Origin of the sequence: Streptococcus infantis, assembly GCF_047460685.1 — a bacterium.
GTDB classification, from domain to species: Bacteria; Bacillota; Bacilli; order Lactobacillales; family Streptococcaceae; genus Streptococcus; species Streptococcus infantis_AD.
The window spans coordinates 14,480-41,068 of the sequence record NZ_JASHFS010000011.1; the positions used below are offsets into that span (position 1 = coordinate 14,480).

The window sequence follows — 26,589 nt, forward strand, 5'->3', positions numbered from 1 at the left end:
ATTTTAAAGGAGTCTATCATGGCAGTATTTGAAAAAGTACAAGAAATTATCGTTGAAGAACTTGGAAAAGATGCATCAGAAGTAACACTTGAATCTACTTTTGATGATTTGGATGCAGATTCATTGGACTTGTTCCAAGTAATCTCAGAAATTGAAGATGCTTTTGATATTCAAATCGAAGCAGAAGATGACTTGAAAACAGTTGGTGACTTGGTTGCCTACGTTGAAGAGCAAACAAAATAATTAAAATAAATGAAGAAGGAGTAGGGGGAACCCGCTCCCTCTTGTTCAGGTAATAGTTTGACAGTCAAAGTATAATGTGGTCGAACTATTACCTAAGCAAGACTCATGGAGGCACTATGAAAACACGTATTACAGAATTATTGAACATTAAATATCCTATCTTTCAAGGGGGAATGGCCTGGGTTGCAGATGGTGACCTTGCTGGAGCTGTTTCAAAAGCAGGTGGTCTAGGTATCATCGGTGGAGGAAATGCTCCTAAAGAAGTGGTTAAAGCTAATATCGATAAGATTAAATCTTTAACAGATAAGCCTTTTGGTGTCAACATTATGCTTCTGTCTCCATTTGTTGATGATATTGTTGACCTCGTCATTGAAGAAGGGGTTAAGGTAGTCACAACTGGTGCAGGAAACCCAAGTAAATATATGGATCGATTTCATGAAGCAGGAATCACCGTTATTCCTGTAGTTCCTAGCGTAGCTTTGGCTAAACGGATGGAAAAAATCGGTGCAGATGCTGTTATTGCAGAAGGTATGGAAGCAGGTGGACACATCGGTAAACTAACAACTATGACCTTGGTTCGTCAAGTTGCAGCTGTTGTTTCTATCCCTGTTATTGCAGCTGGAGGCATTGCAGACGGTGAGGGAGCCGCTGCTGGCTTTATGCTCGGTGCAGAAGCTGTGCAAGTAGGAACTCGTTTTGTAGTTGCTAAAGAATCAAACGCCCATCCAAACTATAAAGCTAAAATTTTAAAAGCTCGTGATATTGATACAACGATTTCGGCACAACATTTTGGACACGCAGTTCGTGCCATTAAAAACAAATTGACTCGTGAATTTGAACAAGCTGAAAAAGATGCCTTTAAACAAGAAAATCCAGATTTAGAAATCTTTGAACAAATGGGTGCTGGAGCCTTAGCAAAAGCTGTTGTCCATGGGGATGTGGATGGTGGTTCAGTGATGGCCGGCCAGATTGCAGGTCTGGTTTCGAAAGAAGAAACTGTTGAAGAAATCTTAAAAGATATTTACTACGGTGCAGCTGAAAAGATTCAAGCAGAAGCTGCTCGTTGGGCAGGAGTTACAAGAAATGACTAAAACAGCCTTTCTATTTGCAGGTCAAGGAGCCCAGTACCTTGGAATGGGACGTGAGCTATACGACCAATATGCTATCGTCAAGGAAACAATCGATCAAGCTAGCCAAGTCTTAGGTTATGACCTTCGTGACTTGATTGATAACGATGAAACGAAGCTACATCAGACTCGTTACACGCAACCAGCTATTTTAGCTACATCCGTTGCTATTTACCGACTACTAAAGGAAAAAGGTTACCAGCCTGATATGGTGGCAGGTTTGTCTCTTGGAGAATACTCTGCCCTTGTAGCTAGTGGTGCCTTGAATTTTGAAGATGCAGTGGCTCTAGTTGCTAAACGTGGGTCTTATATGGAAGAAGCAGCACCAGCAGGATCAGGGAAAATGGTAGCTGTGCTAAATACACCAGTTGATCTTATCGAAAAAGCTTGTCAAGAAGCTTCTCAACTTGGTGTTGTAACTCCAGCCAACTATAATACTCCAAGCCAGATTGTTATTGGTGGGGAGGTAGCTGCAGTAGATCGTGCAGTTGAACTTTTGCAAGAAGCGGGAGCAAAACGTTTGATTCCACTCAATGTTTCTGGGCCTTTCCATACAGCTTTATTGGAATCTGCTAGTCAAAAATTAGATCAAGCCCTGACAGAAGTTGAATTTTCTGACTTTGCTTGTCCACTTGTTGGTAATACAGAAGCGAAGGTCATGGAAAAAGAACGAATTGCAGAACTCTTAACTCGTCAAGTTAAGGAACCCGTTCGTTTTTATGAGAGTATTGCAGTCATGCAAGAAGCGGGTGTCACTCGTTTTATCGAGATTGGACCTGGTAAAGTCTTGTCAGGATTCGTCAAAAAGATTGATAAAACAGCTCAACTTGCTAATGTGGAGGATCAAGCAAGTCTACAAGCACTCTTAGAAAATTAGACCAAAATGGTAGAAGTTCTGAAAGGAGAAAAATGAAACTAGAACAGAAAAATGTCTTTATTACAGGCTCAAGTCGAGGAATTGGTCTCGCCATTGCTCATAAATTTGCCAGCTTGGGAGCTAATGTTGTCTTGAATAGTCGTGGTGAAATCTCCGAGGAGCTTCTAGCCGAATTTAAACCATACGGAGTGAAGGTTCTTGCTATTTCTGGTGACGTTTCTGACTTCTCAGATGCAAAACGTATGGTAGACCAAGCCATTGAAGAGTTGGGGTCAGTTGATATCTTAGTAAATAATGCTGGAATTACTCAAGATACTCTCATGCTGAAGATGACAGAAGAAGATTTTGAGAAGGTCTTAAAAGTCAATCTAACGGGTGCCTTCAATATGACACAAGCAGTCTTGAAACAGATGCTAAAAGCTCGTGAAGGGGCCATTATCAATATGTCCAGTGTTGTTGGTTTGATGGGAAATATCGGTCAAGCAAACTACGCTGCTTCTAAGGCTGGCCTAATTGGTTTTACCAAGTCTGTAGCACGTGAGGTTGCCAATCGCAATGTGAGAGTAAATGCTATTGCGCCAGGAATGATTGAATCGGATATGACCGCTGTCTTGACAGATAAAGTAAAGGATGCCATGTTGGCGCAAATTCCGATGAAACAGTTTGGACAAGCAGAGCAGGTGGCTGATGTGACAGCCTTTCTTGCTAGTCAAGATTATCTAACAGGACAAGTAATTGCAATTGATGGTGGACTAACCATGCAATAAGAGTTAAAATAGAGGTAGAAGAATGAAACTGAATCGAGTAGTAGTGACAGGTTATGGAGTGACATCTCCAATCGGAAACACACCAGAAGAATTTTGGAACAGCTTAAAAACTGGTAAGATTGGAATTGGTGAAATTACTAAGTTTGATCATAGTGAATTTGCAGTGCATAATGCGGCAGAAATCAAAGATTTTCCTTTTGACAAATATTTTGTAAAAAAAGATACCAATCGTTTCGATGCTTATTCTTTGTATGCGCTATATGCAGCACAAGAAGCCGTTAATCATGCAGGTCTTGATGTAGAAGCTCTGGATAAGGATCGCTTTGGTGTCATCGTTGCTTCAGGTATCGGTGGAATCAAGGAAATCGAAGATCAAGTCATTCGCCTTCATGAAAAAGGTCCAAAACGTGTGAAACCGATGACCCTTCCAAAAGCTTTACCAAATATGGCCTCAGGAAATGTTGCTATGCGCTTTGGTGCTAATGGTATTTGTAAATCTATCAATACTGCTTGTGCTTCTTCAAATGATGCAATTGGGGATGCCTTTCGTTCCATCAAGTTTGGTTACCAAGATGTTATGCTAGTTGGTGGTTCTGAGGCTTCTATCACTCCATTTGCCATTGCTGGTTTCCAAGCCTTGACAGCTCTTTCAACAACTGAAGATCCAAGTCGTGCCTCGATTCCTTTTGATAAAGACCGTAATGGTTTTGTCATGGGAGAAGGATCAGGAATGTTGGTTCTTGAAAGTTTAGAGCATGCTGAAAAACGCGGTGCAACTATCCTAGCTGAAGTTGTTGGTTACGGAAATACTTGTGATGCCTACCATATGACTTCACCACATCCAGAAGGTCAAGGAGCTATTAAGGCCATCAAATTAGCCTTGGAAGAAGCTGAGATTTCTCCAGACCAAGTAGCCTATGTCAATGCTCATGGAACCTCGACTCCTGCCAATGAAAAAGGAGAAAGTGGTGCCATTGTATCTGTTCTAGGTAAGGATGTTCCAGTTTCTTCAACCAAATCCTTCACAGGTCATTTGCTGGGAGCAGCAGGGGCTGTTGAAGCCATTGCTACTATTGAAGCTATTCGTCATAGCTATGTTCCAATGACAGCTGGAACGAAAGAATTATCAGACTATATCGAAGCGAACGTTATCTATGGACGGGGATTGGAACGTGAAATTCCATATGCTATCTCAAATACTTTTGGATTTGGTGGGCATAATGCAGTCCTTGTTTTCAAACGTTGGGAGAATAAGTAAAGATGAATTTAAATGAAATCAAAGACTTGATGGCGCAATTTGACCAGTCAAGCTTGAGAGAATTTTCTTATAAAAATGGAACGGATGAGTTGGTCTTCAGTAAGAATGAAGCGAAACTTGTTGCAGAAGCAAGTCAAGCACCTCAAGCTCAAACTACACCAGTTGTAGAAGTAGTTTCAGAATCAAGTGCTAGTGAATCTGTAGCTGAGGGGGATCTTGTAGAAAGTCCACTTGTCGGAGTTGCTTACTTGGCTGCCGGACCAGACAAATCTAATTTTGTTTCAGTCGGTGATACTGTTAAAAAAGGCCAAACCTTGGTCATCATCGAAGCCATGAAGATCATGAATGAAATTCCAGCACCTAAAGATGGTGTTGTAACAGAAATTCTAGTTGAAAATGAAGAAATGGTTGAGTTTGGGAAAGGCTTGGTACGTATCAAATGATTGATATTCAAGGAATTAAAGAAGCTTTGCCACACCGTTATCCCATGCTCTTAGTGGATCGTGTCTTAGAAGTTAGCGAAGATACTATTGTTGCCATTAAAAATGTGACGATTAATGAACCTTTCTTCAATGGTCATTTCCCTCAATACCCAGTTATGCCAGGAGTCCTCATTATGGAAGCCTTGGCACAAACAGCAGGTGTTTTGGAATTATCTAAACCGGAAAACAAAGGGAAGCTCGTCTTCTATGCTGGTATGGACAAAGTGAAATTTAAGAAACAAGTTGTTCCTGGTGATCAGCTTGTCATGACAGCAACTTTTGTCAAACGTCGTGGCACAATCGCCGTAGTAGAAGCGAAGGCAGAAGTAGATGGTAAGCTTGCAGCAAGCGGTACTCTGACCTTTGCTATTGGAAACTAGGGAGGTTTTCCATGTTTCGTAAGATTTTAATTGCCAATCGTGGTGAAATCGCTGTTCGTATTATTCGTGCGGCACGAGAATTAGGAATTGCAACAGTCGCTGTCTATTCGACTGCTGACAAGGAAGCTCTCCACACGCTTTTGGCTGATGAGGCTATCTGTATCGGCCTTGGGAAGGCTACAGAATCTTATCTGAACATCAATGCCATCCTTTCAGCTGCGGTCTTGACTGAAGCTGAAGCCATTCACCCTGGATTTGGCTTTTTAAGTGAAAATTCCAAATTTGCAACCATGTGTGAAGAAGTTGGGATTAAATTTATCGGACCATCAGCTCGTGTCATGGATATCATGGGAGATAAAATTAACGCCCGTGCTCAAATGATTAAGGCTAATGTTCCCGTCATTCCGGGTTCAGATGGAGAAGTTCATACTGCAGAAGAGGCTCTTGCTATTGCTGAAAAAATTGGTTATCCAGTTATGCTGAAAGCTTCAGCTGGAGGTGGTGGAAAAGGGATTCGTAAGGTTGAAAAGGCAGAAGATCTTGTATTAGCCTTTGAAACAGCCTCTAGTGAAGCTAAAGCAAACTTTGGTAACGGGGCTATGTACCTAGAGCACGTGATTTATCCTGCTCGCCATATTGAAGTGCAGATTCTTGCTGACCAGATGGGTCATGTTATTCACCTAGGTGAGCGTGACTGTTCGCTTCAACGGAATAACCAAAAAGTTTTAGAAGAAAGTCCTTCCATTGCTATTGGGAAAACACTTCGTAATGAAATTGGTGCTGCAGCAGTCCGTGCAGCGGAGTCTGTTGGTTATGAAAATGCTGGTACTATTGAGTTCCTACTAGATGAAGCAAGTGGTAAATTCTACTTTATGGAGATGAATACGCGTGTCCAAGTAGAACATCCAGTAACCGAATTTGTTTCTGGTGTGGATATTGTCAAGGAACAAATCCGTATTGCGGCAGGTCAACCTTTGACTCTGAAACAAGAAGACATTGTTCTAAAAGGACATGCTATTGAGTGCCGTATCAACGCAGAAAACCCAGCCTTTAATTTTGCACCAAGTCCTGGTAAGATTACCAATCTTTATCTCCCAAGTGGTGGTGTTGGCTTGCGCGTAGATTCTGCAGTTTATCCAGGTTACACTATTCCACCCTACTATGATAGTATGATTGCTAAGATTATCGTTCATGGGGAAAATCGTTTTGATGCACTTATGAAAATGCAACGAGCTCTTTATGAACTCGAAATTGAAGGGGTGGTCACCAATGCTGATTTTCAACTTGATCTAATTTCAGATCGTCGCGTGATAGCAGGGGACTATGACACCTCATTCTTGATGGAAACTTTCTTACCATACTATCAAGAAAAAGAATAATGTAATACTCTTCGAAAATCTCTTCAAACCGCGTCAGCTTCGCTTTGCCGTAGATATAGGTAACTGACTTCGTCAGTTCTATCCACAACCTCAAAACAGTGTTTTGAGCTGACTTCGTCAGTCTTATCTACAACCTCAAAGCAGTGCTTTGAGCAACCTACGGCTAGTTTCCTAGTTTGCTCTTTTATTTTCATTGAGTATAAAAATAGTATAAGACTGAAAAGGGGGATGTATGGCTCTATTTAGTAAAAAAGATAAATATATTCGAATCAATCCCAATCGTTCGACTGTAAATCAACCTCAGATCAAACCAGAGGTTCCAGATGAGCTCTTCTCCCAATGTCCAGGTTGCAAATATACGATTTACCAAAAGGACTTGGGGAGTGAGCGGATATGCCCTCACTGTGGCTATACCTTCCGTATTTCAGCTCAAGAGCGTTTAGCTTTAACCATTGATATGGGTACGTTTTTGGAAATGTTTAAAGGGATTGAGACTCAGGATCCTTTGAATTTTCCAGGCTATCGTAAAAAATTGACTTTGATGCGTGAAAAGACAGGTCTTGATGAGGCTGTTGTAACAGGAACAGCTTTGATTAAGGGAGAGAAGGTTGCCCTTGGCATCATGGATTCTAACTTTATCATGGCTTCAATGGGGACAGTTGTTGGTGAAAAAATTACCCGCTTGTTCGAATATGCGACCGCTGAAAAATTACCTGTCGTATTGTTTACAGCTTCTGGTGGAGCACGCATGCAAGAAGGAATCATGAGCTTGATGCAGATGGCCAAAATCTCTGCCGCAGTCAAACGTCATTCCAATGCAGGTCTCTTTTATCTGACAATCCTTACTGACCCGACTACTGGAGGAGTAACAGCTTCCTTCGCTATGGAAGGGGATATCATCTTGGCAGAACCCCAAAGTTTGGTAGGTTTTGCTGGACGCCGTGTGATTGAAAATACGGTAAGGGAAGACTTACCAGAGGATTTCCAGAAAGCAGAGTTTTTACTGGAACATGGTTTTGTGGATGCAATTATTAAACGGCGAGAATTGCCAGATACGATTGCTCGATTAGTAAGACTACACAGGAGGGAGAGTTGATGAATATTGCGAAAATCGTTAGAGAAGCTCGTGAACAAACCCGCTTAACTGCCTTGGATTTCGCAACAGGAATTTTTGATGACTTTGTAGAGCTACATGGGGATCGCTCCTTCCGTGATGATGGTGCTATTATTGGTGGTATCGGTTGGTTGGGAGACCAAGCAGTGACTGTTGTTGGAATCCAAAAAGGTAAAAGTTTACAAGATAATCTTAACCGTAACTTTGGTCAACCTCATCCTGAAGGTTATCGAAAAGCCCTTCGTTTGATGAAGCAAGCAGAAAAGTTCGGTCGTCCAATTGTAACCTTTATCAATACTGCTGGTGCCTATCCTGGTGTAGGTGCAGAAGAACGTGGTCAAGGTGAAGCCATTGCTCGCAATCTCTTTGAAATGAGTGATTTAAAAGTTCCCATCATTGCGATTATTATCGGTGAAGGTGGATCTGGTGGAGCTCTAGCTCTAGCAGTCGCGGACCGTGTTTGGATGCTAGAAAACTCTGTCTATGCAGTTCTCAGTCCCGAAGGCTTTGCTTCTATCTTGTGGAAAGATGGCACGCGTGCCATGGAAGCAGCTGAGTTGATGAAAATCACCTCGTATGAGTTGTTGGATATGCAAGTTGTTGATAAGGTCATCTCTGAGGTGGGTCTATCAAGTAAAGATCTGATCAAGCAAGTGAAAGAACAACTTCAAGCGGAACTCGATGCACTTGGTAAACTTCCGCTAGCCCAACTTATTGAAGAGCGTTATCAACGCTTTAGAAAGTATTAAAAAGAAAGCTAGAACTAAAAACGGTTCTAGCTTTTTGGTTTCTCTCAAAAATTCATTTCAGGATTAATAATTGATAGTTGAGGAAATGGAACTGAGGGGCGTTTAAAAAAGATGTATATTTTATAATAAGGAATGATAATCTATAAGTGCTACAGAGAATAGATTAATACTCAATGAAAATCAAAGAGCAAACTAGGAAGCTAGCCGAAGGCTGTACTTGAGTACGGCAAGGTGAAGCTGACGTGGTTTGAATTTGATTTTCGAAGAGTATAAGTTTTTATAGATTTTATGCTGTGCTAGGTCAGTATATAACTGATAAACTGAATAGGGAGTTGTTAATTTTTCCCTCCATCAAGGTAATTTTAATTTTTTTAAGGAATGAGTATGAAAAAACTTTGGCATTTGGGAGTCTATATCTTACTGGTATTTCTATCGGTTTATCTACCAGAGTTAGGGATTATGCATCTAACTAAGTTTTTAGAATGGGGGATAGATGGCTATTATAGCATTTCAGCAGTTGGGGAAGTAACTCTTTTAGTTATGTTTGTTTGCTGGTTGAAAAAGAAAAAGATGCTCTATATTTTTGAAACAAAGGGCTCGAAGAAGTCAAGATTCTTTTACCTTGTATTTGCTCTAGTGGCTACTTATTTTGATCGTCAATTGGTGGATGCTTTTCAGTTACAGTTTCATCACTTCATTGATAACAAGTATATCTTTCAAGACCTTCTTTCAGCCTTGTATTCAAATGGACAACCAACTTTTCTATCAACTGTTCTTAAGTTTAGTTTAATAGTAGTCGTCGCACCTATATTGGAGGAGATAGTTCTGAGAGGATATTTTATGAATACCTTCTTTCCAAACTCTAAGTATTATCTGGATGTTATCTTATCAGCCCTTATCTTTGGAATCAGTCATTTGGTGTTTTCCCATCGAGATCCCATCAGTTTGATCATTTATAGTTTAGGAGGCCTTTTCTTTGCCCTGGTCTACCGTTGGACAAAGAATCTAAAAATCACAATTCTATGCCATAGTTTTTTTAACTTTCTCACTTATGCCAAGCCCATCTGGATATTTGTTTATAATTATGTCTATTACCACTTTTTTAGATAGTGGAAGGCAAAGAAAAAAGTGTTTGATCTGAGTCAAACACTTTTTCTATATTATTTAATCTTCTTCTGTCACAAATTGACTGAGGAGTCCATTGATGAAACGGGCTGACTTTTGATCTGAAAAGCTCTTAGCAAGCTCAATAGCTTCGTTAACAGCTACGAGCTGAGGAGTATCAAATGAAGTGATTTCAAAAACTCCTAGGCGTAGTAAATTCTTTTCTACCAAAGTCAGACGATCAATGGTCCAACCAGTTTTCAAATGTTGAGTAATTTGTTTGTCCAGATCATCCTTTTTAGCTTGGACACCAGAAACGAGCTCTACAAGGAAGTTAGGAAGTTGTACGTCTGTATCTTCGCGATCATGTGTGTAGGCGAAGCGACAAGCAGTTTCTAAATCTGAACCATATTCAAGACTCATCAAGGCTTGGAAAGCACACTTACGTAGTTCACGTCTAGATTCTAATAATGGACTAGTCATTGAGGAAGTCCTCGTCGAATAAGTCTTTCAATTCTGGTTTTGGTGTTTTATCTGGAACGATACCTGCAACGTGAATGTTGACAGCAGAGATTTCAACATCAGCCATGTTACGGACAGCATCCTTAACAGCTTTCTGGATAGCCATAGCAACCTTAGGAACTTTGACACCGTACTCTAGGTAGAGGTAGATATCTGCTGTGAGTTCATCGTTTGCTTCTTTTAGATATACGCCACGACCAAGAGAAAGTTTTGAAAGGGTGTCAGATACTGATTTGTTTGAAAAAGAGTGTACGCCTTCAACTTTCGCAGTTGCGATAGCAATAATTTTTTCAAGTACACGTGGGGCGATGACGATTTCGCCAAGTTGTTCTTCAATTCCCATAGAATGACCTCTTTCTAGTTTCTAGAGATTAGGCGCGAGAAACGTAAGTTCCTTCTGCAGTGTTGATAATCAATTTTTGACCTGCTTCGATGAAATCTGGAACGTTCACGACAAGACCAGTTTCCATTGTTGCTGGTTTACCAGAACCTGTAACAGTAGCACCTTTGATAGATGGTTGTGTTTCAGCAACTGTCAATTCAACAGTAGTTGGTACAGTTACACCGATTACTTCAGTTCCGTAGAATTGAATTTTTACATCTGAGTTTTCAAGGATGTAAAGCAATTCGTTTTCAACATTTACAACAGGAATTTCGTATTGGTCGTAAGTTTCTGTGTTCATGAAGTAAGCTGTGTCGTCCATTTTGTACAAGTATTGAGCTGGAACTGTTTCGATGATCGCTTGCTCAAATTTTTCTTCTGGGCGGTAGCTTGTTTCAAAAGTTGAACCAGTGCGGACATCACGCAATTTCATACGCATGATAGTGTTTCCTTTACCTGGTTTGTGGTGGCTAGCTTCCAAAACGCGGATCAATTTTCCTTCAGCTGTTTCAAAAGTCATACCAGCCTTTAGTTTACTTGCTTCAATCATATTTTTACCTCTTTAATAAATATTATTACTCTTCATTCTACCATAAAATGGTCTGAAAATAAAGCCAAAATGGTTTTGAAAGATACCAGAAGGGTAACATTAACCTTCTGGCTGCTTTCCTTCCGCTTAATCTTCTTTCAACTTCGCTAATTCCTGTGCAAGGAGTTTAAGGGCCACTTGTGGGTTGGCTTGGCCTTTGGTTGCTTTCATCAGGAATCCTGTAAAGGCCTTATCTGCGTTACGTTTACCTGACTTGAAGTCGGCAACTGCGACTTCGTTATCGGCAAAGACTTGGTGGATAATTGGAATCAAGACAGCTGGATCTGAGATTTGCACCATGCCTGCTTTTTCAACGTATTCACGCGCTCCACCGCCATTTTTAGCTAGGTGAACAAAGACTTTCTTGGCAATCTTAGACGAGATAGTACCGTCTTCGATGATGGCAATCATTTCTACCAAGTTTTCTGGTGTTAATTCGATTTGTTCGAGTGTCTTGCCTTCAGCATTCAAGAACTGAGCAACCTCACCTTGGAGCCAGTTAGAGACTTGTTTGGCGTCGCCACCTAGGGCAACAGCTTTTTCAAAGAAGTCAGAAGTGACCTTATTTGCAGTCAACTGGCTAGCATCGTAGTCTGACAAGCCAAGGTCAGCCACGTAACGCGCACGGCGTTCTTTCGGAAATTCTGGCAATTCAGTCCGCATTTCCTCAATCCACTCATCTGAGATTTCAAAGAGTGGTAGGTCTGGTTCTGGGAAGTAGCGGTAGTCTGCAGCACCTTCCTTGACACGCATGAGGATAGTTGCTTTATTAGCTTCATCGTAACGACGTGTTTCTTGGCGGATTTGACCACCTGAACGAAGGATTTCAGCCTGACGTTGCACTTCGTACTCAAGACCTTTACGCACGTTTGAGAAGGAGTTGAGGTTTTTCAACTCAGTCTTGGTACCAAATTTCTCTTGACCATAAGGACGAAGGGAGATGTTAGCATCTACACGCATGGAACCTTCTTCCATCTTAACATCGGAAATACCAGCATATTGGATCACTTCCTTGAGGGCTGTTAGATAAGCGTAAGCTTCTTCAGGAGAACGCATGTCCGCTTCAGATACAATCTCAATCAATGGCACTCCTTGACGGTTGAGGTCGACATAAGAGAAACCATCTGTTCCGTGAGTATTCTTACCAGCATCTTCTTCCAAGTGGGCACGCTCAATACCGATTTTCTTAGTTGTTCCGTCTTCTAGTTCCACTTCAATCCATCCATTGTAACCAATTGGCTCATCGAATTGAGAAATTTGATAGGCTTTAGGATTATCAGGATAGAAGTAGTTTTTGCGATCAAAGTGCATCTTCTTATGGATGTCCATGTTGAGGGCAAGAGCTGCCTTGATACCAGAATCGACAACACCCTTATTGAGAACTGGCAGTACGCCAGGGAAAGACCAGTCAATCACATTTGTGTTGGCATTTTGGTCGTTTCCGAAGTGGGCAGAAGTAGGTGAGAAGATTTTTGAATTGGTGTTGAGCTCTACGTGGACTTCAAGTCCAATGACTGTTTCAAAGTTCATTAGTTATCACCTCCAAAAATCACGGGTTGTTGTTTGTGGTAGTCTGTTGTTGCTTCAAAGGCAGCAGCAACTTGGTAAATGGTTTCCTCAGAGTACTTAGGACCAATCAATTGGAGACCAACAGGTAGTCCTTGAGAGAAACCAGCAGGAATCGAAATTCCTGGGAGACCAGCTAAGTTGACTGGGATTGTCAAGAGGTCAGCCAAGTACATGGCAACTGGGTCGTGGTTGAGAGAATCCAAGTCATAAGCAACACTTGGAGCAGTTGGTCCCAAGATCAAATCATAATCCGCAAAAACTTTTTCGAAATCTTGAATGATGAGGGTACGAACCTGTCCAGCCTTCTTGTAGTAGGCATCATAGTAACCTGATGAAAGGCTGAAAGTACCCAGCATGATACGGCGTTTTACCTCCTCGCCGAAACCTTGGCTACGGCTGTTTACATAGATTTCATCAAGGTTGGTCGCATCCTCTGCGCGGTAGCCGTAACGGATACCGTCAAAGCGTTGCAAGTTTGATGATGCTTCAGAAGAAGCGATGATGTAGTAAACGGCAACACCGTATTTTGAGTGAGGTAGGCTGACTTCTTCGACGATAGCACCCAGTTTTTCAAAGTGCTTAGCAGCATTAAGAATAGTTTCCTTAACTTCTGGGTCAATCCCTTCGCCGAGGTATTCTTTAGGCAAAGCGATTTTCATTCCCTTGATGTCTTGGCCGATCTTTGAAGTAAAGTCGGCAATACGGACAGGAGCAGAAGTGGAATCTTTAGCATCTTCGCTGGCAATAGCGTTGAGCAAGAGGGCATTTTCCTTAACAGTTGGTGCGAAAGGTCCAATCTGGTCTAATGAGCTACCGAAGGCAATGAGACCGAATCGAGAAACTGTTCCGTAGGTTGGTTTGAGACCAACGATTCCGTTGAAGGCAGCTGGTTGGCGGATAGAACCACCAGTATCAGAACCAAGTGATAAACGGACTTGCCCTGAAGCTACAGCTGCAGCAGAACCACTTGATGATCCACCAGGAACCTTGCTGTGGTCCCAAGCGTTTTTAGTTGCTCCGTAGTAAGAAGTCTCACCTGATCCACCCATGGCAAACTCGTCCATGTTGGTTTTCCCTACGACAATCATGCCTTTGCTCTTGGCATTGGCAACTGCAGTCGCATCAAAGATTGGCTCGTAGTTATAGAGCATTTTTGAGGCAGCGGTTGTGAGAATACCGTCTGTAGAGATGTTATCCTTAACTGCAAGCGGAATTCCTGAAAGGACATTATCAGCGTCAATTCCAGCGTCATCAATAGCCTTAGCTTGCGCAAGAGCTTGGTCTTCAGCGATAGTGACAAAGGCATTGATAGCTTCTTCACGCGCCTTGATATCTTCAAGCGTTGCTTGCGTTAGTTCGGTTGCAGAAATTTCCTTAGATACAAGGAGGTTGTGCAACTCTTCAATGGTTTTATTGTTAAAAGTCATTAGGCATCTCCTCCATCGTCCAGGATAGCTGGTACCTTGATATAGTAATTGTCTTTTTCAGGTACATTTTTAAATAAGCGATCACGGTCAGTTCCTTCTTCGGCTACGTCTGGGCGAAGAACGGTCTTGCGATCTGCCATGGTAGTCGTTGGTTCAACACCAGTAGTGTCAACTTCGCCCAGCAATTCAACCATGTCAACAATCTTAGACAAGGTTGTCGCAAAGGCAGCAGTTTCTTCTTCTGAGAATTTTAATTTTGAAAGATTGGCAACGTGTGTTACCTCTTCTTGCGTAATTTTCATCTTGCATCCTTTCGTGAAATGATGATTATTTATCTGTTCTATTTTACCATATTTTCCTATAAATAAGGGAGGGGGAACTGAAAAGAAATAGAAATTGAAAAAAATGCTAAAATTCGATATAATGGAGTGTTGAAAGGAATGGTAAAATCTAATGTAGAAATCATTCTTAGTTATTGAAACAAGAAAAATAGAGAATCAAAGAAAGAGAACTTATGAATATTCAAGAAGAAATTAAGAAACGCCGTACCTTTGCCATCATCTCTCACCCGGATGCGGGTAAAACGACTATTACAGAGCAATTGCTCTATTTTGGGGGAGAGATTCGTGAGGCAGGTACTGTAAAAGGAAAGAAAACTGGGACTTTTGCCAAGTCTGACTGGATGGATATCGAGAAACAACGTGGGATTTCGGTCACGTCATCTGTTATGCAATTTGACTACGATGGCAAACGCGTGAACATCCTAGATACTCCAGGGCACGAGGACTTCTCAGAAGACACCTATCGTACCTTGATGGCGGTGGATGCTGCTGTTATGGTCGTGGACTCTGCCAAGGGTATCGAGGCTCAAACCAAGAAATTGTTTGAGGTCGTGAAACACCGTGGCATTCCAGTCTTTACCTTTATGAACAAGCTAGACCGTGACGGTCGTGAGCCACTGGACCTCTTGCAAGAATTAGAAGAAGTCTTGGGCATTGCGAGCTATCCGATGAACTGGCCAATCGGGATGGGGAAAGCCTTTGAAGGACTCTATGACCTATATAATCAACGCTTGGAACTTTACAAGGGGGATGAGCGTTTTGCTAGCCTAGAAGATGGAGACAAGCTTTTTGGAAGCAATCCTTTCTATGAGCAAGTCAAAGACGATATTGAGCTTTTAAATGAAGCTGGGAATGAGTTTTCAGAGGAAGCAATCCTTGCTGGAGAATTGACGCCTGTCTTCTTCGGTTCAGCCCTGACAAACTTTGGTGTGCAGACCTTCCTTGAAACCTTCCTCAAGTTTGCTCCAGAACCACATGGGCATAAGAAAACAGATGGCGAAATTGTGGATCCTTACGACAAGGATTTCTCAGGATTTGTCTTTAAAATCCAAGCCAACATGGACCCTCGTCACCGTGACCGTATTGCCTTTGTCCGTATCGTGTCAGGTGAATTTGAGCGTGGGATGAGTGTTAATCTGCCTCGTACTGGTAAGGGGGCTAAACTGTCTAATGTCACTCAGTTTATGGCGGAAAGTCGTGAGAATGTGACCAATGCCGTGGCAGGTGATATTATTGGAGTTTACGATACCGGTACTTATCAGGTTGGGGATACCTTGACAGTTGGAAAAAATAAATTTGAATTTGAACCTCTGCCAACCTTTACACCTGAAATTTTCATGAAAGTTTCTGCTAAGAACGTCATGAAGCAGAAATCCTTCCATAAGGGGATTGAGCAATTGGTTCAAGAAGGAGCTATTCAGCTTTATACCAACTACCAAACAGGTGAATATATGTTGGGTGCCGTTGGTCAATTGCAGTTTGAAGTCTTCAAACACCGTATGGAAAATGAGTACAATGCAGAAGTGGTTATGAGCCCAATGGGTAAAAAGACAGTTCGCTGGATTAAACCAGAGGATTTGGATGAGCGTATGTCTTCAAGTCGAAACATCTTGGCTAAAGACCGTTTTGACCAACCAGTCTTCCTCTTTGAAAATGACTTTGCCCTCCGCTGGTTTGCGGATAAGTATCCAGACGTAGAGTTGGAAGAGAAGATGTGACTCAGTACCAACAATTGGAACTAAAGTTCCTAATTGTTGGACGCTAGTCGCTATTTGGCGAACTAGCTAACTGCCTCACTAACTGAGTTTTACAAATGGAATCGATTTGTAAAACTCAGTGTCGTAATCTAATAATAGGTAACCGCTATGGCGGCTTACCTAAACGCTTCACTAGGAAAAATCCACGAATGGTATCGATTCGTGGACTTTTCCGTCGTAATGGTAAGGAAGCGAACTAGCTAACTGCCTCACCAACTTCGTTTGGCAAATATGATCGATTTGCTAAACTCCGTGTCGTAATCTAATAATAGGTAACCGCTGTGTCGATTTACCTAAACGCTTCACTAGGCAAAACCCACGAATGGTGTCGATTCGTAAAACTTTACGTCGTAATGGTAAGGAAGCGAACTAGCTACCTGCCTTACTAACTACGTTTGCCAAATGGAATCGATTTGTAAAACTCAGTATCGTAGTTCAGTAAATTTATGTGGTTGTATAACAATCTAAGTAACTAACGCCAAGTTTTTATGGACTTGGCTAGGCGCTCCACTAGTAAAGTTTTCCGAATATTATTGATTTGTAAAACTGTGTGTCCTAATGAAAAAAGAGTGCCTGAGTTGGTAACTTACCTTAAAACTATTGCAAAAAGCCAAGAAAATCCCTTCCTTGGCTTTTGTTGTAGCTTGCTATTCAAAATTTTCCTAATTTTCCTAAAACTCCGTCCCGATTTGGGACGGAGTTTAGGAGGTCTTTTAGGTCGCTAATCGGTAAACAGCTTCAGCATAGATATCCATAGCATGATAGAGATCATCTAAGATAGCATATTCATTTGCTTGGTGTTCTGTTTGCTCTCTTCCTGGGAAGAGGGCACCAAAAGCGACACAGTTTGGCATGGTACGTGCAAAGGTTGCGCCGCCAGATGATAGAGCGGGACTATTGTCACCAGTTTTTTCTTCATAAACCTGCATGAGTGTAGTGACGAGCATACTATCTCTTGCCACGTAAAGTGGCGCTAGGTAGTCAAATTCTTGGTAGCTAAGTTGGTAAGCTTTTGCGCGCTCTTTCAGCTGATGAACAAGGGCATCCTTGTCTGCAAGGACTGGGATTCGGATATCAATTCGAATCTCAGAACTTTCGGGAGTAATGGTTAAGGCGGCCACATTAAAGGATAAATGTCCAGAAGGCTGGTCGCTGATATCACCAAAGATTCCTTTTCCTTGACCATCTTGACCAACTTCTTTGGCAAGAAATGTAAGTGCAGGATGGGATTGAATAGAATCAAGGATGGTGGCTAGACGAATGACTGCATTAATCCCTTGACTGGCATCCTTGGCATGCTTAGATAGTCCTAGAACAGTAAGGGACTGATCATTTTGTTGATAATCATAACAAGCAACTACTAGACCTTCTTGGAGTTGTTCCATAAGTGGTCCTTGATAAGTTGCCTTATCAGGTACGACATTAAAGGCTCCACCTATATCTAAGGAGAGTTGTTCTGACCCAGGTCCATGAAGTTTGACTTGAAGGAGCCCTTTTTCTGCATAGGTTAATGGGAATGATGAGTCAGGAGCAAATCCCATGCTGGCCTGTTCTTCAATGGCATTATATCTTGCCATACAACGCCAAAGGGTTTCTTCATCAGTACCAAATATGAAACGAACCCGTTTTTTGAATTGAATTCCTTGGTCAAGCAAGCTTTTGACTGCGTAAAGGGCTGCAAGAGAAGGTCCTTTATCATCCTGCGCACCCCGACCATAAATCCGTCCATCTCTGATACTAGCTTCAAATGGAGGAGTTTCCCAGTCTGTCAAATCGCCTGCAGGAACGACATCTAGGTGGCAGAGGATAGCAAGGAGATCCCCCTCACCAACTTCTGCATAACCATAATATCCTTGAGGATCCAGATAGGTTTTAAAACCAAGTTCTTGACACAAGTCCAGAGTTTTTTTCAGGACATCTTGAATGGCTTGACCAAAGGGAGTGCCATTTTCGCCTTCATTGAGAACAGAAGGATAAGAGATGATTGTTTTCAAACTTTGAAGAAAATCTTCTTTGATTGATTCTGTAATATAGGATTTCATCCGTATTTCCCTCTTTACTATAAGAATGGCACTAAGGTACCTAAGATGAGAAGTAGAATACTTGCAACGACAATGACGATGACGAGTTTTCCAACAAATTTCCACCAAGTTCCAAGGCTGACACGACCAAGAGCAAGAGCACCCATAACAATACCTGAAGTAGGAGTCACAAGGTTAAGGACACCAGATGCAGATTGGTAGGCAGTGACGATAAGACTTGCTTTAACATTGACGAACTCTCCAAGAGGAGCCATGATACCCATAGTTGCACTAGCAAGACCAGATGAAGAAGGAATAAGGAAGGACATAGGTAGGTAGAAGATATAGGTCAATACGATGAAGACTTGAGGAGAGAGACCTTGAAGGCCAACTTCACCCCAGTGTAGGATGGTTGCAGTAATCATACCATCGTTCATGATAACTTGGATACCACGAGCAACCGCACAAATCAAGGCAACTGAAAGTAAATCTGCAGCACCAGTTAGGAAGGTTGAGACAATCTTGCTTTCTTTGAGACCATAGACAACCCCGATCAAAATCCCCATAACGGCAAAGAGCATAGCGCCTTCTGGGAAGTACCAGCTACCAAATGGTAGAGCAGATGAACCGATAACTCCTCCAATTACAGGAAGGCCGATTAACCAATTCTTGAAGTCTTCAAATACAGTAACATGCAAATCAACCCAAGGGATGAAACTTGCAATCATAATGATAAAGGTTAATACAAATAAAGCGAGGACATGTTTTTGTTTCTTGCTCAAAGTAGATGGTGCATCATCATTTTCTGAAACATTGAAGTGTTTGATATCTTCTTCGCGTTGAGCGTAAACGAGTGATTTAGTCGGATTTTTCTGAATCTTTTCTGCATAACGATAGACAAAGTAAGTGCTGATACCTGTCATTACAAACCAGAAGATAACACGGAGAATAACCCCATCCATAGAAGAGATTCCTGCAGTATCAGAAGCGATAACAGTAGCAAATGGATTCAATGTAGATGCCAAACAACCAACTTGAGAACCTAGTAAGATGATGGCTACGGCAGTGATACTGTCAAAACCAACTGCCATCATTACAGGAATAAGAAGGGGATAGAAGGCCATGGTTTCTTCTCCCATACCATAGGTAGTTCCTCCAAGTGCGAAGAGGGGCATGAGGATGAGAATCAACATTTTTTCGCGGCCCTTGTATTTTTTAACGATGGAGGCAATCCCTACATCGAGTGTACCAGTAGCGTTTACGACACCAAGGAAACCTCCGACCATAAGGATAAAGAAGGCAACATCGATTGCTGCGCTAGTTGGTTCGTGACCGAGCATGGCACGAATTGGTGCCATAAAGACATCGTAAATCCCTTGAGGATTTGAGTCAACAGTTTGATAGGTACCTGCGATGAGGTTACCTGCTTCATTGGTATCATACTTACCTGCAGGAATGACCCAGGTCAAAAATGCCATAATGGCAATGATGATGATCAAAACAGTGTATGATGAGGGCATTTGAAACCTTTTTTTATTTTCACTCATTTGTTTTTCCTCCTAAACTATGTCACACAGTATAAAAACGAATGATGTGGCAAGAGTGCTGACTAAACTTTCTTGAAAGGTATGACTAAACTATTATTCTTTCACGATGATTGTTCCGCTATCAGATTCAATCAAGGCTCCCAAATTGCTGAGGGAAGTGATGACGGCTTTTCCTGCTGGACGATTGGTCACAAAATCAATGGCAGCTTGGATTTTTGGTAGCATACTACCAGGAGCAAATTGCCCCTCTTTGATGTATTCTTGAAGTTGGTTAACAGTTACCTGCTCCAATTTTTCTTGATTTGGTTTGTTATAGTTGATATAGGCATAATCGACGCCAGTTAAAATGATGAAGAGATCTGCTTCGACTAGCTCTGCCAAGCATTGCGATGCAAAATCCTTATCGATGACAGCTTCTACTCCTGAGAAGTAACCGTTTTCATTTTTGGTTACAGGAATACCTCCACCGCCTGCTGCGATGACAATTTGTCCCTTATCTAAGAGTGCGCGTATACTATCGATTTCTTTGATATAAACAGGTTTTGGAGAAGCCACTACCTTACGCCAGCCACGTCCTGCATCTTCTTTAAAGTTAGCCCCAGTTTTTTCGCTTTCTGCTTTAGCCTCTTCTTCTGAGTAGAATGGACCAATGGGTTTACTTGGATTGAGAAAGGCAGGATCATTCTTGTCCACGACAACTTGTGTGACAACAGAAACGACAGTTTTATCAAGATGAATATCCTGTAAAGCATTTTCCAGAGCATTCTGGAGCCAAAAACCGATGCTACCCTCAGTCATAGCAACAAGTGAATCGAGAGGAAAGGCAGGATTTTTTTCGGAATTCGCTGCTAGGTGTTGGAGGAGAAGGTTACCAACTTGCGGTCCATTGCCATGGGTGATAATCAATTCATCACCATTTTGGATGAGTTTCACCAGATGGCGTGCTGTTTCTGCCAGAGCGGCTTCTTGAGCTTGAGCAGATGGATCTGTGGAAAGAATGGCATTTCCTCCAAGAGCGACAACGATTTTACGATGAGACATGAGCGCTCCTTTCTTTTGGATGAACAAAAGCTAATTTTGGTTAAAAGCTTGGATTTGGAAATTGAGAAGAAAGACTTTGTAGGGACGAGTTGAGTTGGAATTTCGAAATGCGAATAACTGGAAGGCAGTTACTTGTTATGAGGTTTTTGCTTGAATGGTGACTATTGGGGAATTCCAACTCAGAGCTCGTAACTATTACAAAAAGGGACCGGACTAAAACACTAGTCTCAGCCCCTAAGCTGTTTCTTATAGTGGGTATCACACTTTAGGAATGTAGAGATTTCCTAGTGTAGCAGTCATAACGGCTTTGATGGTGTGCATACGATTTTCTGCTTGATCAAACTGACGAGCATATTTGCTATGGAAGACCTCATCAGTTACTTCCATTTCTTTTACGCCAAATTTCTCAGCTACTTGTCTGCCGTAGATTGTGTTCGTATCATGAAAGGCTGGTAAGCAGTGAAGGAAGATTAAGTTTTCATTGCCTGCTTTCTTAACAAGATCCATATTGACTTGATAAGGTTTTAGCAAAGCGACGCGTTCTGCAAACTTATCTTCTTCGCCCATAGATACCCAAACATCAGTGTAAAGGACATCAGCCCCTTTTACAGCTTGATCAGCATCTTCTGTGATGAGGATGTGAGCCCCACTTTCTTTGGCATATCCCTCAGCCAGTGCAACAACTGCTTGATCTGGGAAGAGTTCTTTTGGTGAAAAGACATGAACGTTCACACCAAGGATGGCTCCTGTTACTAGAAGGCTATTGGCAACATTGTTACGACCGTCACCACAGTAAACCAATGTCAAACCTTCAAGGTGTCCGAAATTTTCTAGTACTGTCAAGTAGTCTGCAAGCATTTGAGTTGGGTGCCATTTATCCGTCAAGCCATTCCAAACAGGAACACCAGAAAATTTAGCTAATTCTTCAACCATATCTTGACTAAAACCACGGAATTCAATACCATCAAACATACGTCCCAAAACTTTTGCGGTATCTTCCGTAGTTTCTTTTTTACCTAGTTGAATATCGTTTGCCCCCAGGTATTCTGGATGTGCACCAAGATCGATTGCAGCAGTTGTGAATGCTGCGCGTGTACGGGTAGAAGTTTTTTCGAATAAAAGAGCAATATTTTTACCAGCTAGATAGCGGTGTTCGATGTTTCGTTTTTTAAGATCCTTCAAGTGAGCTGAAAGTCCAATCAAATATTCGAGCTCTGCACGGGTAAAATCTTTTTCAGCTAGAAAACTTCTTCCTTGAAATACTGAATGTATCATTCTATATATCCTTTTCTAACAAGCATGATTCTGCTAGCAGATGCTAGGCAGAAATAGGAAGAATTTAAATGTCTTCGCGTTCAAACGGCATTGACATACAACGAGGTCCACCACGACCGCGTACCAACTCCCTGCCGCGAATCTTAATGAGACGAAGTCCATGTTCTTCAAGTTTCTTATTGGTCACAGTGTTGCGTTCATAAACAACTACGACACCTGGTGCGATAGCGAGTGTGTTAGAGCCATCATTCCATTGTTCACGAGCAGCTGCAACGATATTCCCATCACCACAAGGAATGAGTGTAACTTTTTCTAAACCAAGGTTTTGAGCAAGGAGCTCTGCCAAATCTCCTTTTTCTTCAACAATCTTGAGTTCTTCATTTTCGTAAGTGACGGAATAGACGCGAAGATTGCCTTGGATTTCTGGGTGGATTGTAAATTTGTCATAGTCTACCATGGTGAAGACAGTATCCAAGTGCATGAACTTACGGCTGTTTGAAAATTCAAAAGCTAAAACTTTCTTGAAGCCAACATTCTTTTTGAAGATATTAACCAAAAGTTTTTCGATAGAAGCGGCATCAGTCCGTTGAGAGATCCCAACTGCTAGGACATCTTTTGAAAGAACAAGTTCATCTCCACCTTCAATCCGAGTAGTTTCTTCACGGTTATAGATGAGCTCTACTTTGCCACCATAAATTGGGTGATGCTTGAAGATGTACTTACCATAAAGTGTTTCGCGATTGCGTGTATCGGCGTACATGTGATTAAGTGATACTGCATTCCCGATAGTCGCAAATGGGTCGCGGGTGAAGTAAAGATTTGGCATTGGATCAATGGCAAACGGATAGTCAGATTCAACCAAGTCAGTTAATCCTTTGCCTTCTTCAGGGATGTCAGGTAATTCAACTTTTTGAACACCTGCCATTGTTTTCTTGATCAGTTCAAGATTGTCGTCAATATCATGAAGCAGTTTTCGGATGGCATTTTTAGTTTGTCGACCACGAATATTTGCTTCGTTGAGATATTCTTCGATGAACTGGTCGCGTATTTCTGGAGAAGTTAATGATTCAGCAGCCAACTGTTCAAGATAGAGCACTTCGATTCCTTCGTCACGGAGTGCTTGAGCAAAGGCGTCGTGTTCACTTTGGGCATCTGCTAAAAATGGAATGTCATCAAAGAGCAACCTCTCAAGGTGATCTGGCATCAAGTTTTCTAATTCTTGACCCGGACGGTGCAACATAACTTTTTTCAGTTTCCCAATTTCTGAGAAAACATGAATTGGATGTGAAGACATGTGTATCCTCCTTTTTTTCTCGTGTGTACCAAATGATATTGGTATCGCTTACAAGTTAATAGTATCACAATTTAATATGCATTACAAGGGATATGATAAGGCCTAAAAGGCTTTAAAATGGCTATTTTAAAGGATTTCTTACATTTTTTTATAAGATTATTCATAGACATGTATGTTAATTTAACTTATTTTTATATTCTATAAAATTTATGCATAAAAATATTTTTAAAATTTTTTTAAAAAAATTTTGAGATTGTAGAAAAAAGTGGCTTTTCTGAGGTGAAAAGTTTGTTGAAATAAAAAAATCCCTTAGACTAGGACGATTGATCTAGCCTAAGGGAAGAATAGTTGGGTATTAGATACCGAAATTTTTCATAAAAATTGTAAAGAGTGCCAGTAAGATGAAACTGATACTATTAAGTAGCATATGGACTGAGATAGACATTTCCAAACGTCTGGTACGATAAGCAGTCCAAGTGAGGACAGCAGACATCCAGCCATAAATCAAGAAGGAAGGGAGATTAGAAGGTCTGTGTGCAAGGAGGAAGATCAACCAACCAATAACATAGCCAAACTTTTCGTAGCCTTGGAAGAGTTTGGTAGGAATAATCCCGCGACAGATGATTTCTTCACAAATAGGTGCGATTAAAACGATGAGGAAGAAACTGCTAATCAGAGAGCTTTCGGAAATAAGGTTGTTAATTACTTGCTGATTAGAAGTTGTTGTTTGTTTTATGAGTTGTAACCAGATGCCACCTACAAGATTTCCAACAAAGATTGTCAAATAACTCAAAACAATACGAGGAAGATCATTAATCGTTAAGAGTTTAGGCTTAAATACTAGTAACTTGCTCTTATGGGCTCCGTATAAAAAGATAGCGATCACAAGAATCGAAATAAGAGCTACGATAAGTGATGACCATATAGGATCAATCTGACTTATTGCTAGCAGAGCTAGAGTTTGCATTGGGATTTGAGAGAGAAAGATAGCTACTAACAAAATCCCAAACCACGCGAGTCGTTTACGAAAATCTTTAAAAAAGTTCATTGATATGTCTCCTAAAATTTTTATCTAATTATAACACAATTGCTGAGAGGATTCTATTTGTTACCATAAGAGGAAAGTACAGACGACAAATAGAATATCCCGAATCAAATGACCGTAGAATGATACCTCCTGTCTCAAATTTTTTGGGAATAAAAAACTGAGAAATAGAGCACCAAGGCCAATATAAAAAGCAATCGATAAAATGGTGATTGGATTACGTAGGAAGATTAAAATAGAAATGATGATGAAGGAAAATCTCACTTCCTTGCTACTGGAATCTTTTTGTAACCTTCTCCATTTTTTCAAGGGGAGAAAGGTAACGAGATCAACTCCAAAGAGAAAAAAGAAGGAGGGAAGGATGAGTTCTACAGCTTCTTTTTGAAGTAAGTTAACAGTGACGATACTCTCTGACAGAACAAGTCCAACACCACAGAGGTTGACAATAACCATCATACTATACAATAAAAAGATAAAGCGACTCCTATCAATCAGTCTATATCTTTTCAGGTTGTGACTAGATAAATAATGCATAAAGGCACAAGACCCAGATAAGCCCAATAAAGCCAGTAGAAAATAAAAACAGGATTGTTTAAGGACCAGAGAGGTTCCAGACCAAAAGATACAACTACAAAGTGCCAGTTGGATTAAGGCAAAGAACAAGAGTAGTCGAATTGATTTCATGACTTTTTCCATAAAGTATCCCCTATATTTTTTTCTTATTATAGCTAAAAAATAGGAGAGAAAAATCCTTAAATTCCCAATTGTCGATTTTTAGAGCTGTCTTGTCTTTTGAGCCCTAAAAATCCCCCTTCAAGGGTTTCTTGAAGAGGGGAGATAGGGTGTACAGTTGATTGTTCTAACGTTTAGACCAGGTTCGCTTCATAAAGAGTAGTATGATTGGATAGATTTCAAGACGTCCTGCAATCATAGCAAAGGATAGTAGAAGTTTTGAAAATGGACTAAAAATTGAGAAACTTGCAGTTGTTCCTAAAATAGGACCGATATTGTTAAAACAACTGAAAACAGCACTCGTAACAACCATTAAATTATTGGTATCTAAACTGACGATGAAAATCAAACTGAGTAAAATCATGATATAAACCACAAAGTACTTCAGAATCTTGTGCTGGGTATCCTTATCAATAACCGTTTGATTAACCTGAAGGGTTAACACACGGTGAGGTGATATGGTAGACAAGACTTGATTTTTAGCAATTTTAGATAGGATGACTCCGCGAATAACCTTGAGACCACCTGCAGTGGAGCCGGCAGAACCACCAATTGCCATCAGCATTAGCAAGATGTATTGAGAGAACAAAGGCCAGTTCGTGATATCCCCATATCCAAAACCGGTAGTGGTAATGATGTTAGATACTTGGAAGAAGGCCATCTCAAAGCTTTGTGAAACTCCGCTATAGAGGTGGAGTGTGTTAAGCGTGATTAAGCCAGTTGATATGGCTACAATCAAGAGATAGGCTCGGAGTTCTTCATCAAAAAAGAATTCCTTAATACGACGGAGCATGAGATAGTAGTAGAGGTTGAAATTGACACCAAACATCAAAACCCCGATACTTGTCAGATAGGTAATGAGAGAACTGTGATAGTGGGCAATACCGTCGTTATAGACAGTGAAACCTCCAGTTCCAGCGGTTCCCATAGCAATAACAAAACTATCGTAGAGTGGCATCCCAGCAAGGTAATAAATAACCACAAAGAGGGCGAACATAGCCAGGTAGAGGATGTAGAGGATCTGAGCTGTGTTTTTAAGCCTAGATACCACTTTACCAAATACTGGGCCAGGAACCTCTGCCTTCATAACTTCTAAGTGGCTATTTTTAGCGTTGTCCATAATCGCTAAAGCAAACACCAGCACCCCCATCCCTCCGATGAGATGGGTAAAGCTACGCCAGAATAGAAGAGAACGGCTTAAGACAGAAACATCGTTGAGGATAGTTGCTCCTGTCGTTGTAAAGCCAGAACTAATCTCAAAGAAGGCATCTATGAGATTGGGGATTTGTCCAGAAAAGACAAAAGGAAGAGCTCCAAAGAAAGACCAGAGGATCCAACATAGAGCAACAATCAAGACCCCTTCTTTTGCATAGATACGTTGTTTTTTAGGCTTGCTAATGATACCGAGAACTCCTAGAACTACAAGTATACCAATAGTAGAAAAAAGAGCTGTGAAAACTTGGCTAGATTCTCGATAATAGAGAGCAACACTAACAGGAACTAAGAGTAGACCAGCCTCGATCAAGAGTAGCTTTGCAAGAAGAAATCGTACCATACTTCTATTCAT

General features: G+C 41.2%; 25 protein-coding genes. 12 read left to right on the forward strand and 13 right to left on the reverse strand.

Features of this window, described 5'->3' with window-relative positions:
* The first annotated feature begins 18 nt into the window (after positions 1-18).
* The 11 genes from QM917_RS06405 (at position 19) to QM917_RS06455 (ending at position 9,486) form a co-directional block, all read left to right on the forward strand.
* Positions 19-243: an acyl carrier protein gene (locus QM917_RS06405; RefSeq protein WP_000257838.1), complete on the forward strand. Its 225-nt coding sequence runs from the start codon at positions 19-21 to the stop codon at positions 241-243.
* 116 nt (positions 244-359) lie between these two features.
* Positions 360-1,334 (forward strand): enoyl-[acyl-carrier-protein] reductase FabK, encoded by a 975-nt coding sequence (gene fabK / locus QM917_RS06410; RefSeq protein WP_248034680.1) that lies wholly within the window; start codon positions 360-362, stop codon positions 1,332-1,334.
* The gene (fabD, locus tag QM917_RS06415) at positions 1,327-2,247 is read left to right on the forward strand and encodes an ACP S-malonyltransferase (protein WP_414285284.1); all 921 of its coding nucleotides are present in this window, start codon (positions 1,327-1,329) and stop codon (positions 2,245-2,247) included. Before fabK ends, fabD begins: the two co-directional genes overlap by 8 nt.
* Positions 2,248-2,279: 32 nt before the next feature.
* Entirely contained in the window at positions 2,280-3,014 is a 735-nt protein-coding gene (gene fabG / locus QM917_RS06420; protein ID WP_414285285.1) for a 3-oxoacyl-[acyl-carrier-protein] reductase, read from the forward strand.
* 22 nt (positions 3,015-3,036) lie between these two features.
* Complete coding sequence (fabF, locus tag QM917_RS06425) at positions 3,037-4,272, forward strand: beta-ketoacyl-ACP synthase II (protein ID WP_414285286.1); 1,236 nt, start codon at positions 3,037-3,039, stop codon at positions 4,270-4,272.
* A gap of 2 nt (positions 4,273-4,274) precedes the next feature.
* Positions 4,275-4,715: an acetyl-CoA carboxylase biotin carboxyl carrier protein gene (gene accB, locus QM917_RS06430; RefSeq protein ID WP_311522615.1), complete on the forward strand. Its 441-nt coding sequence runs from the start codon at positions 4,275-4,277 to the stop codon at positions 4,713-4,715.
* Positions 4,712-5,134 (forward strand): 3-hydroxyacyl-ACP dehydratase FabZ, encoded by a 423-nt coding sequence (gene fabZ, locus QM917_RS06435; RefSeq protein WP_000565515.1) that lies wholly within the window; start codon positions 4,712-4,714, stop codon positions 5,132-5,134. Before accB ends, fabZ begins: the two co-directional genes overlap by 4 nt.
* Positions 5,135-5,145: 11 nt before the next feature.
* A complete protein-coding gene (accC, locus tag QM917_RS06440) occupies positions 5,146-6,513 on the forward strand; it encodes an acetyl-CoA carboxylase biotin carboxylase subunit (protein ID WP_414285287.1) in 1,368 nt (455 codons plus the stop codon).
* A gap of 232 nt (positions 6,514-6,745) precedes the next feature.
* Entirely contained in the window at positions 6,746-7,609 is an 864-nt protein-coding gene (gene accD, locus QM917_RS06445; protein ID WP_049503080.1) for an acetyl-CoA carboxylase, carboxyltransferase subunit beta, read from the forward strand.
* Positions 7,609-8,376 (forward strand): acetyl-CoA carboxylase carboxyl transferase subunit alpha, encoded by a 768-nt coding sequence (locus QM917_RS06450; protein WP_414285288.1) that lies wholly within the window; start codon positions 7,609-7,611, stop codon positions 8,374-8,376. The genes accD and QM917_RS06450 overlap by 1 nt, the downstream gene beginning before the upstream one ends.
* A 384-nt stretch (positions 8,377-8,760) precedes the next feature.
* Positions 8,761-9,486, forward strand: coding sequence for a lysostaphin resistance A-like protein (locus QM917_RS06455; RefSeq protein ID WP_414285289.1), 726 nt, complete (start codon positions 8,761-8,763; stop codon positions 9,484-9,486).
* A 54-nt stretch (positions 9,487-9,540) separates the two neighbouring features.
* Here the strand turns inward: QM917_RS06455 and nusB are convergent, their stop codons facing one another.
* From nusB to gatC, 6 genes are all read right to left on the reverse strand, one after another.
* Positions 9,541-9,963: a transcription antitermination factor NusB gene (nusB, locus tag QM917_RS06460; RefSeq protein WP_000203647.1), complete on the reverse strand. Its 423-nt coding sequence runs from the start codon at positions 9,961-9,963 to the stop codon at positions 9,541-9,543.
* Positions 9,956-10,345, reverse strand: coding sequence for an Asp23/Gls24 family envelope stress response protein (locus tag QM917_RS06465; protein ID WP_049503061.1), 390 nt, complete (start codon positions 10,343-10,345; stop codon positions 9,956-9,958). The genes nusB and QM917_RS06465 overlap by 8 nt, the downstream gene beginning before the upstream one ends.
* Positions 10,346-10,373: 28 nt before the next feature.
* Positions 10,374-10,934, reverse strand: a complete 561-nt coding sequence (efp, locus tag QM917_RS06470; protein WP_000568646.1) for an elongation factor P — start codon at positions 10,932-10,934, stop codon at positions 10,374-10,376.
* 126 nt (positions 10,935-11,060) lie between these two features.
* A complete protein-coding gene (gatB, locus tag QM917_RS06475) occupies positions 11,061-12,503 on the reverse strand; it encodes an Asp-tRNA(Asn)/Glu-tRNA(Gln) amidotransferase subunit GatB (protein ID WP_414285290.1) in 1,443 nt (480 codons plus the stop codon).
* A complete protein-coding gene (gatA, locus tag QM917_RS06480) occupies positions 12,503-13,969 on the reverse strand; it encodes an Asp-tRNA(Asn)/Glu-tRNA(Gln) amidotransferase subunit GatA (protein ID WP_414285291.1) in 1,467 nt (488 codons plus the stop codon). Before gatA ends, gatB begins: the two co-directional genes overlap by 1 nt.
* A complete protein-coding gene (gatC, locus tag QM917_RS06485) occupies positions 13,969-14,271 on the reverse strand; it encodes an Asp-tRNA(Asn)/Glu-tRNA(Gln) amidotransferase subunit GatC (protein WP_311518865.1) in 303 nt (100 codons plus the stop codon). Before gatC ends, gatA begins: the two co-directional genes overlap by 1 nt.
* A 212-nt stretch (positions 14,272-14,483) precedes the next feature.
* On the opposite strand from gatC, the gene QM917_RS06490 reads away from it, so the two are divergent.
* Positions 14,484-16,028 carry a peptide chain release factor 3 gene (locus QM917_RS06490; protein WP_311522608.1) on the forward strand — a complete coding sequence of 515 codons (1,545 nt, stop codon included), beginning with the start codon at positions 14,484-14,486 and terminating at the stop codon, positions 16,026-16,028.
* Between the two features lie 752 nt (positions 16,029-16,780).
* Here QM917_RS06490 and QM917_RS06495 read toward each other — a convergent pair.
* The 7 genes from QM917_RS06495 to QM917_RS06525 all read right to left on the reverse strand — a co-directional run bounded on the left by QM917_RS06495 (position 16,781) and on the right by QM917_RS06525 (position 26,589).
* Positions 16,781-18,109 (reverse strand): dipeptidase, encoded by a 1,329-nt coding sequence (locus QM917_RS06495; RefSeq protein WP_311522607.1) that lies wholly within the window; start codon positions 18,107-18,109, stop codon positions 16,781-16,783.
* 17 nt (positions 18,110-18,126) lie between these two features.
* Positions 18,127-19,635 (reverse strand): YfcC family protein, encoded by a 1,509-nt coding sequence (locus QM917_RS06500; protein WP_414285292.1) that lies wholly within the window; start codon positions 19,633-19,635, stop codon positions 18,127-18,129.
* A 93-nt stretch (positions 19,636-19,728) separates the two neighbouring features.
* A complete protein-coding gene (gene arcC / locus QM917_RS06505; protein WP_281335144.1) occupies positions 19,729-20,676 on the reverse strand; it encodes a carbamate kinase in 948 nt (315 codons plus the stop codon).
* 258 nt (positions 20,677-20,934) lie between these two features.
* Entirely contained in the window at positions 20,935-21,948 is a 1,014-nt protein-coding gene (argF, locus tag QM917_RS06510; protein WP_414285311.1) for an ornithine carbamoyltransferase, read from the reverse strand.
* Positions 21,949-22,015: 67 nt separating this feature from the next.
* The gene (gene arcA / locus QM917_RS06515) at positions 22,016-23,245 is read right to left on the reverse strand and encodes an arginine deiminase (RefSeq protein WP_153225069.1); all 1,230 of its coding nucleotides are present in this window, start codon (positions 23,243-23,245) and stop codon (positions 22,016-22,018) included.
* A gap of 355 nt (positions 23,246-23,600) precedes the next feature.
* Positions 23,601-24,293 carry a CPBP family intramembrane glutamic endopeptidase gene (locus tag QM917_RS06520; RefSeq protein WP_153225068.1) on the reverse strand — a complete coding sequence of 231 codons (693 nt, stop codon included), beginning with the start codon at positions 24,291-24,293 and terminating at the stop codon, positions 23,601-23,603.
* A gap of 856 nt (positions 24,294-25,149) precedes the next feature.
* Positions 25,150-26,589: a TrkH family potassium uptake protein gene (locus QM917_RS06525; RefSeq protein WP_414285293.1), complete on the reverse strand. Its 1,440-nt coding sequence runs from the start codon at positions 26,587-26,589 to the stop codon at positions 25,150-25,152.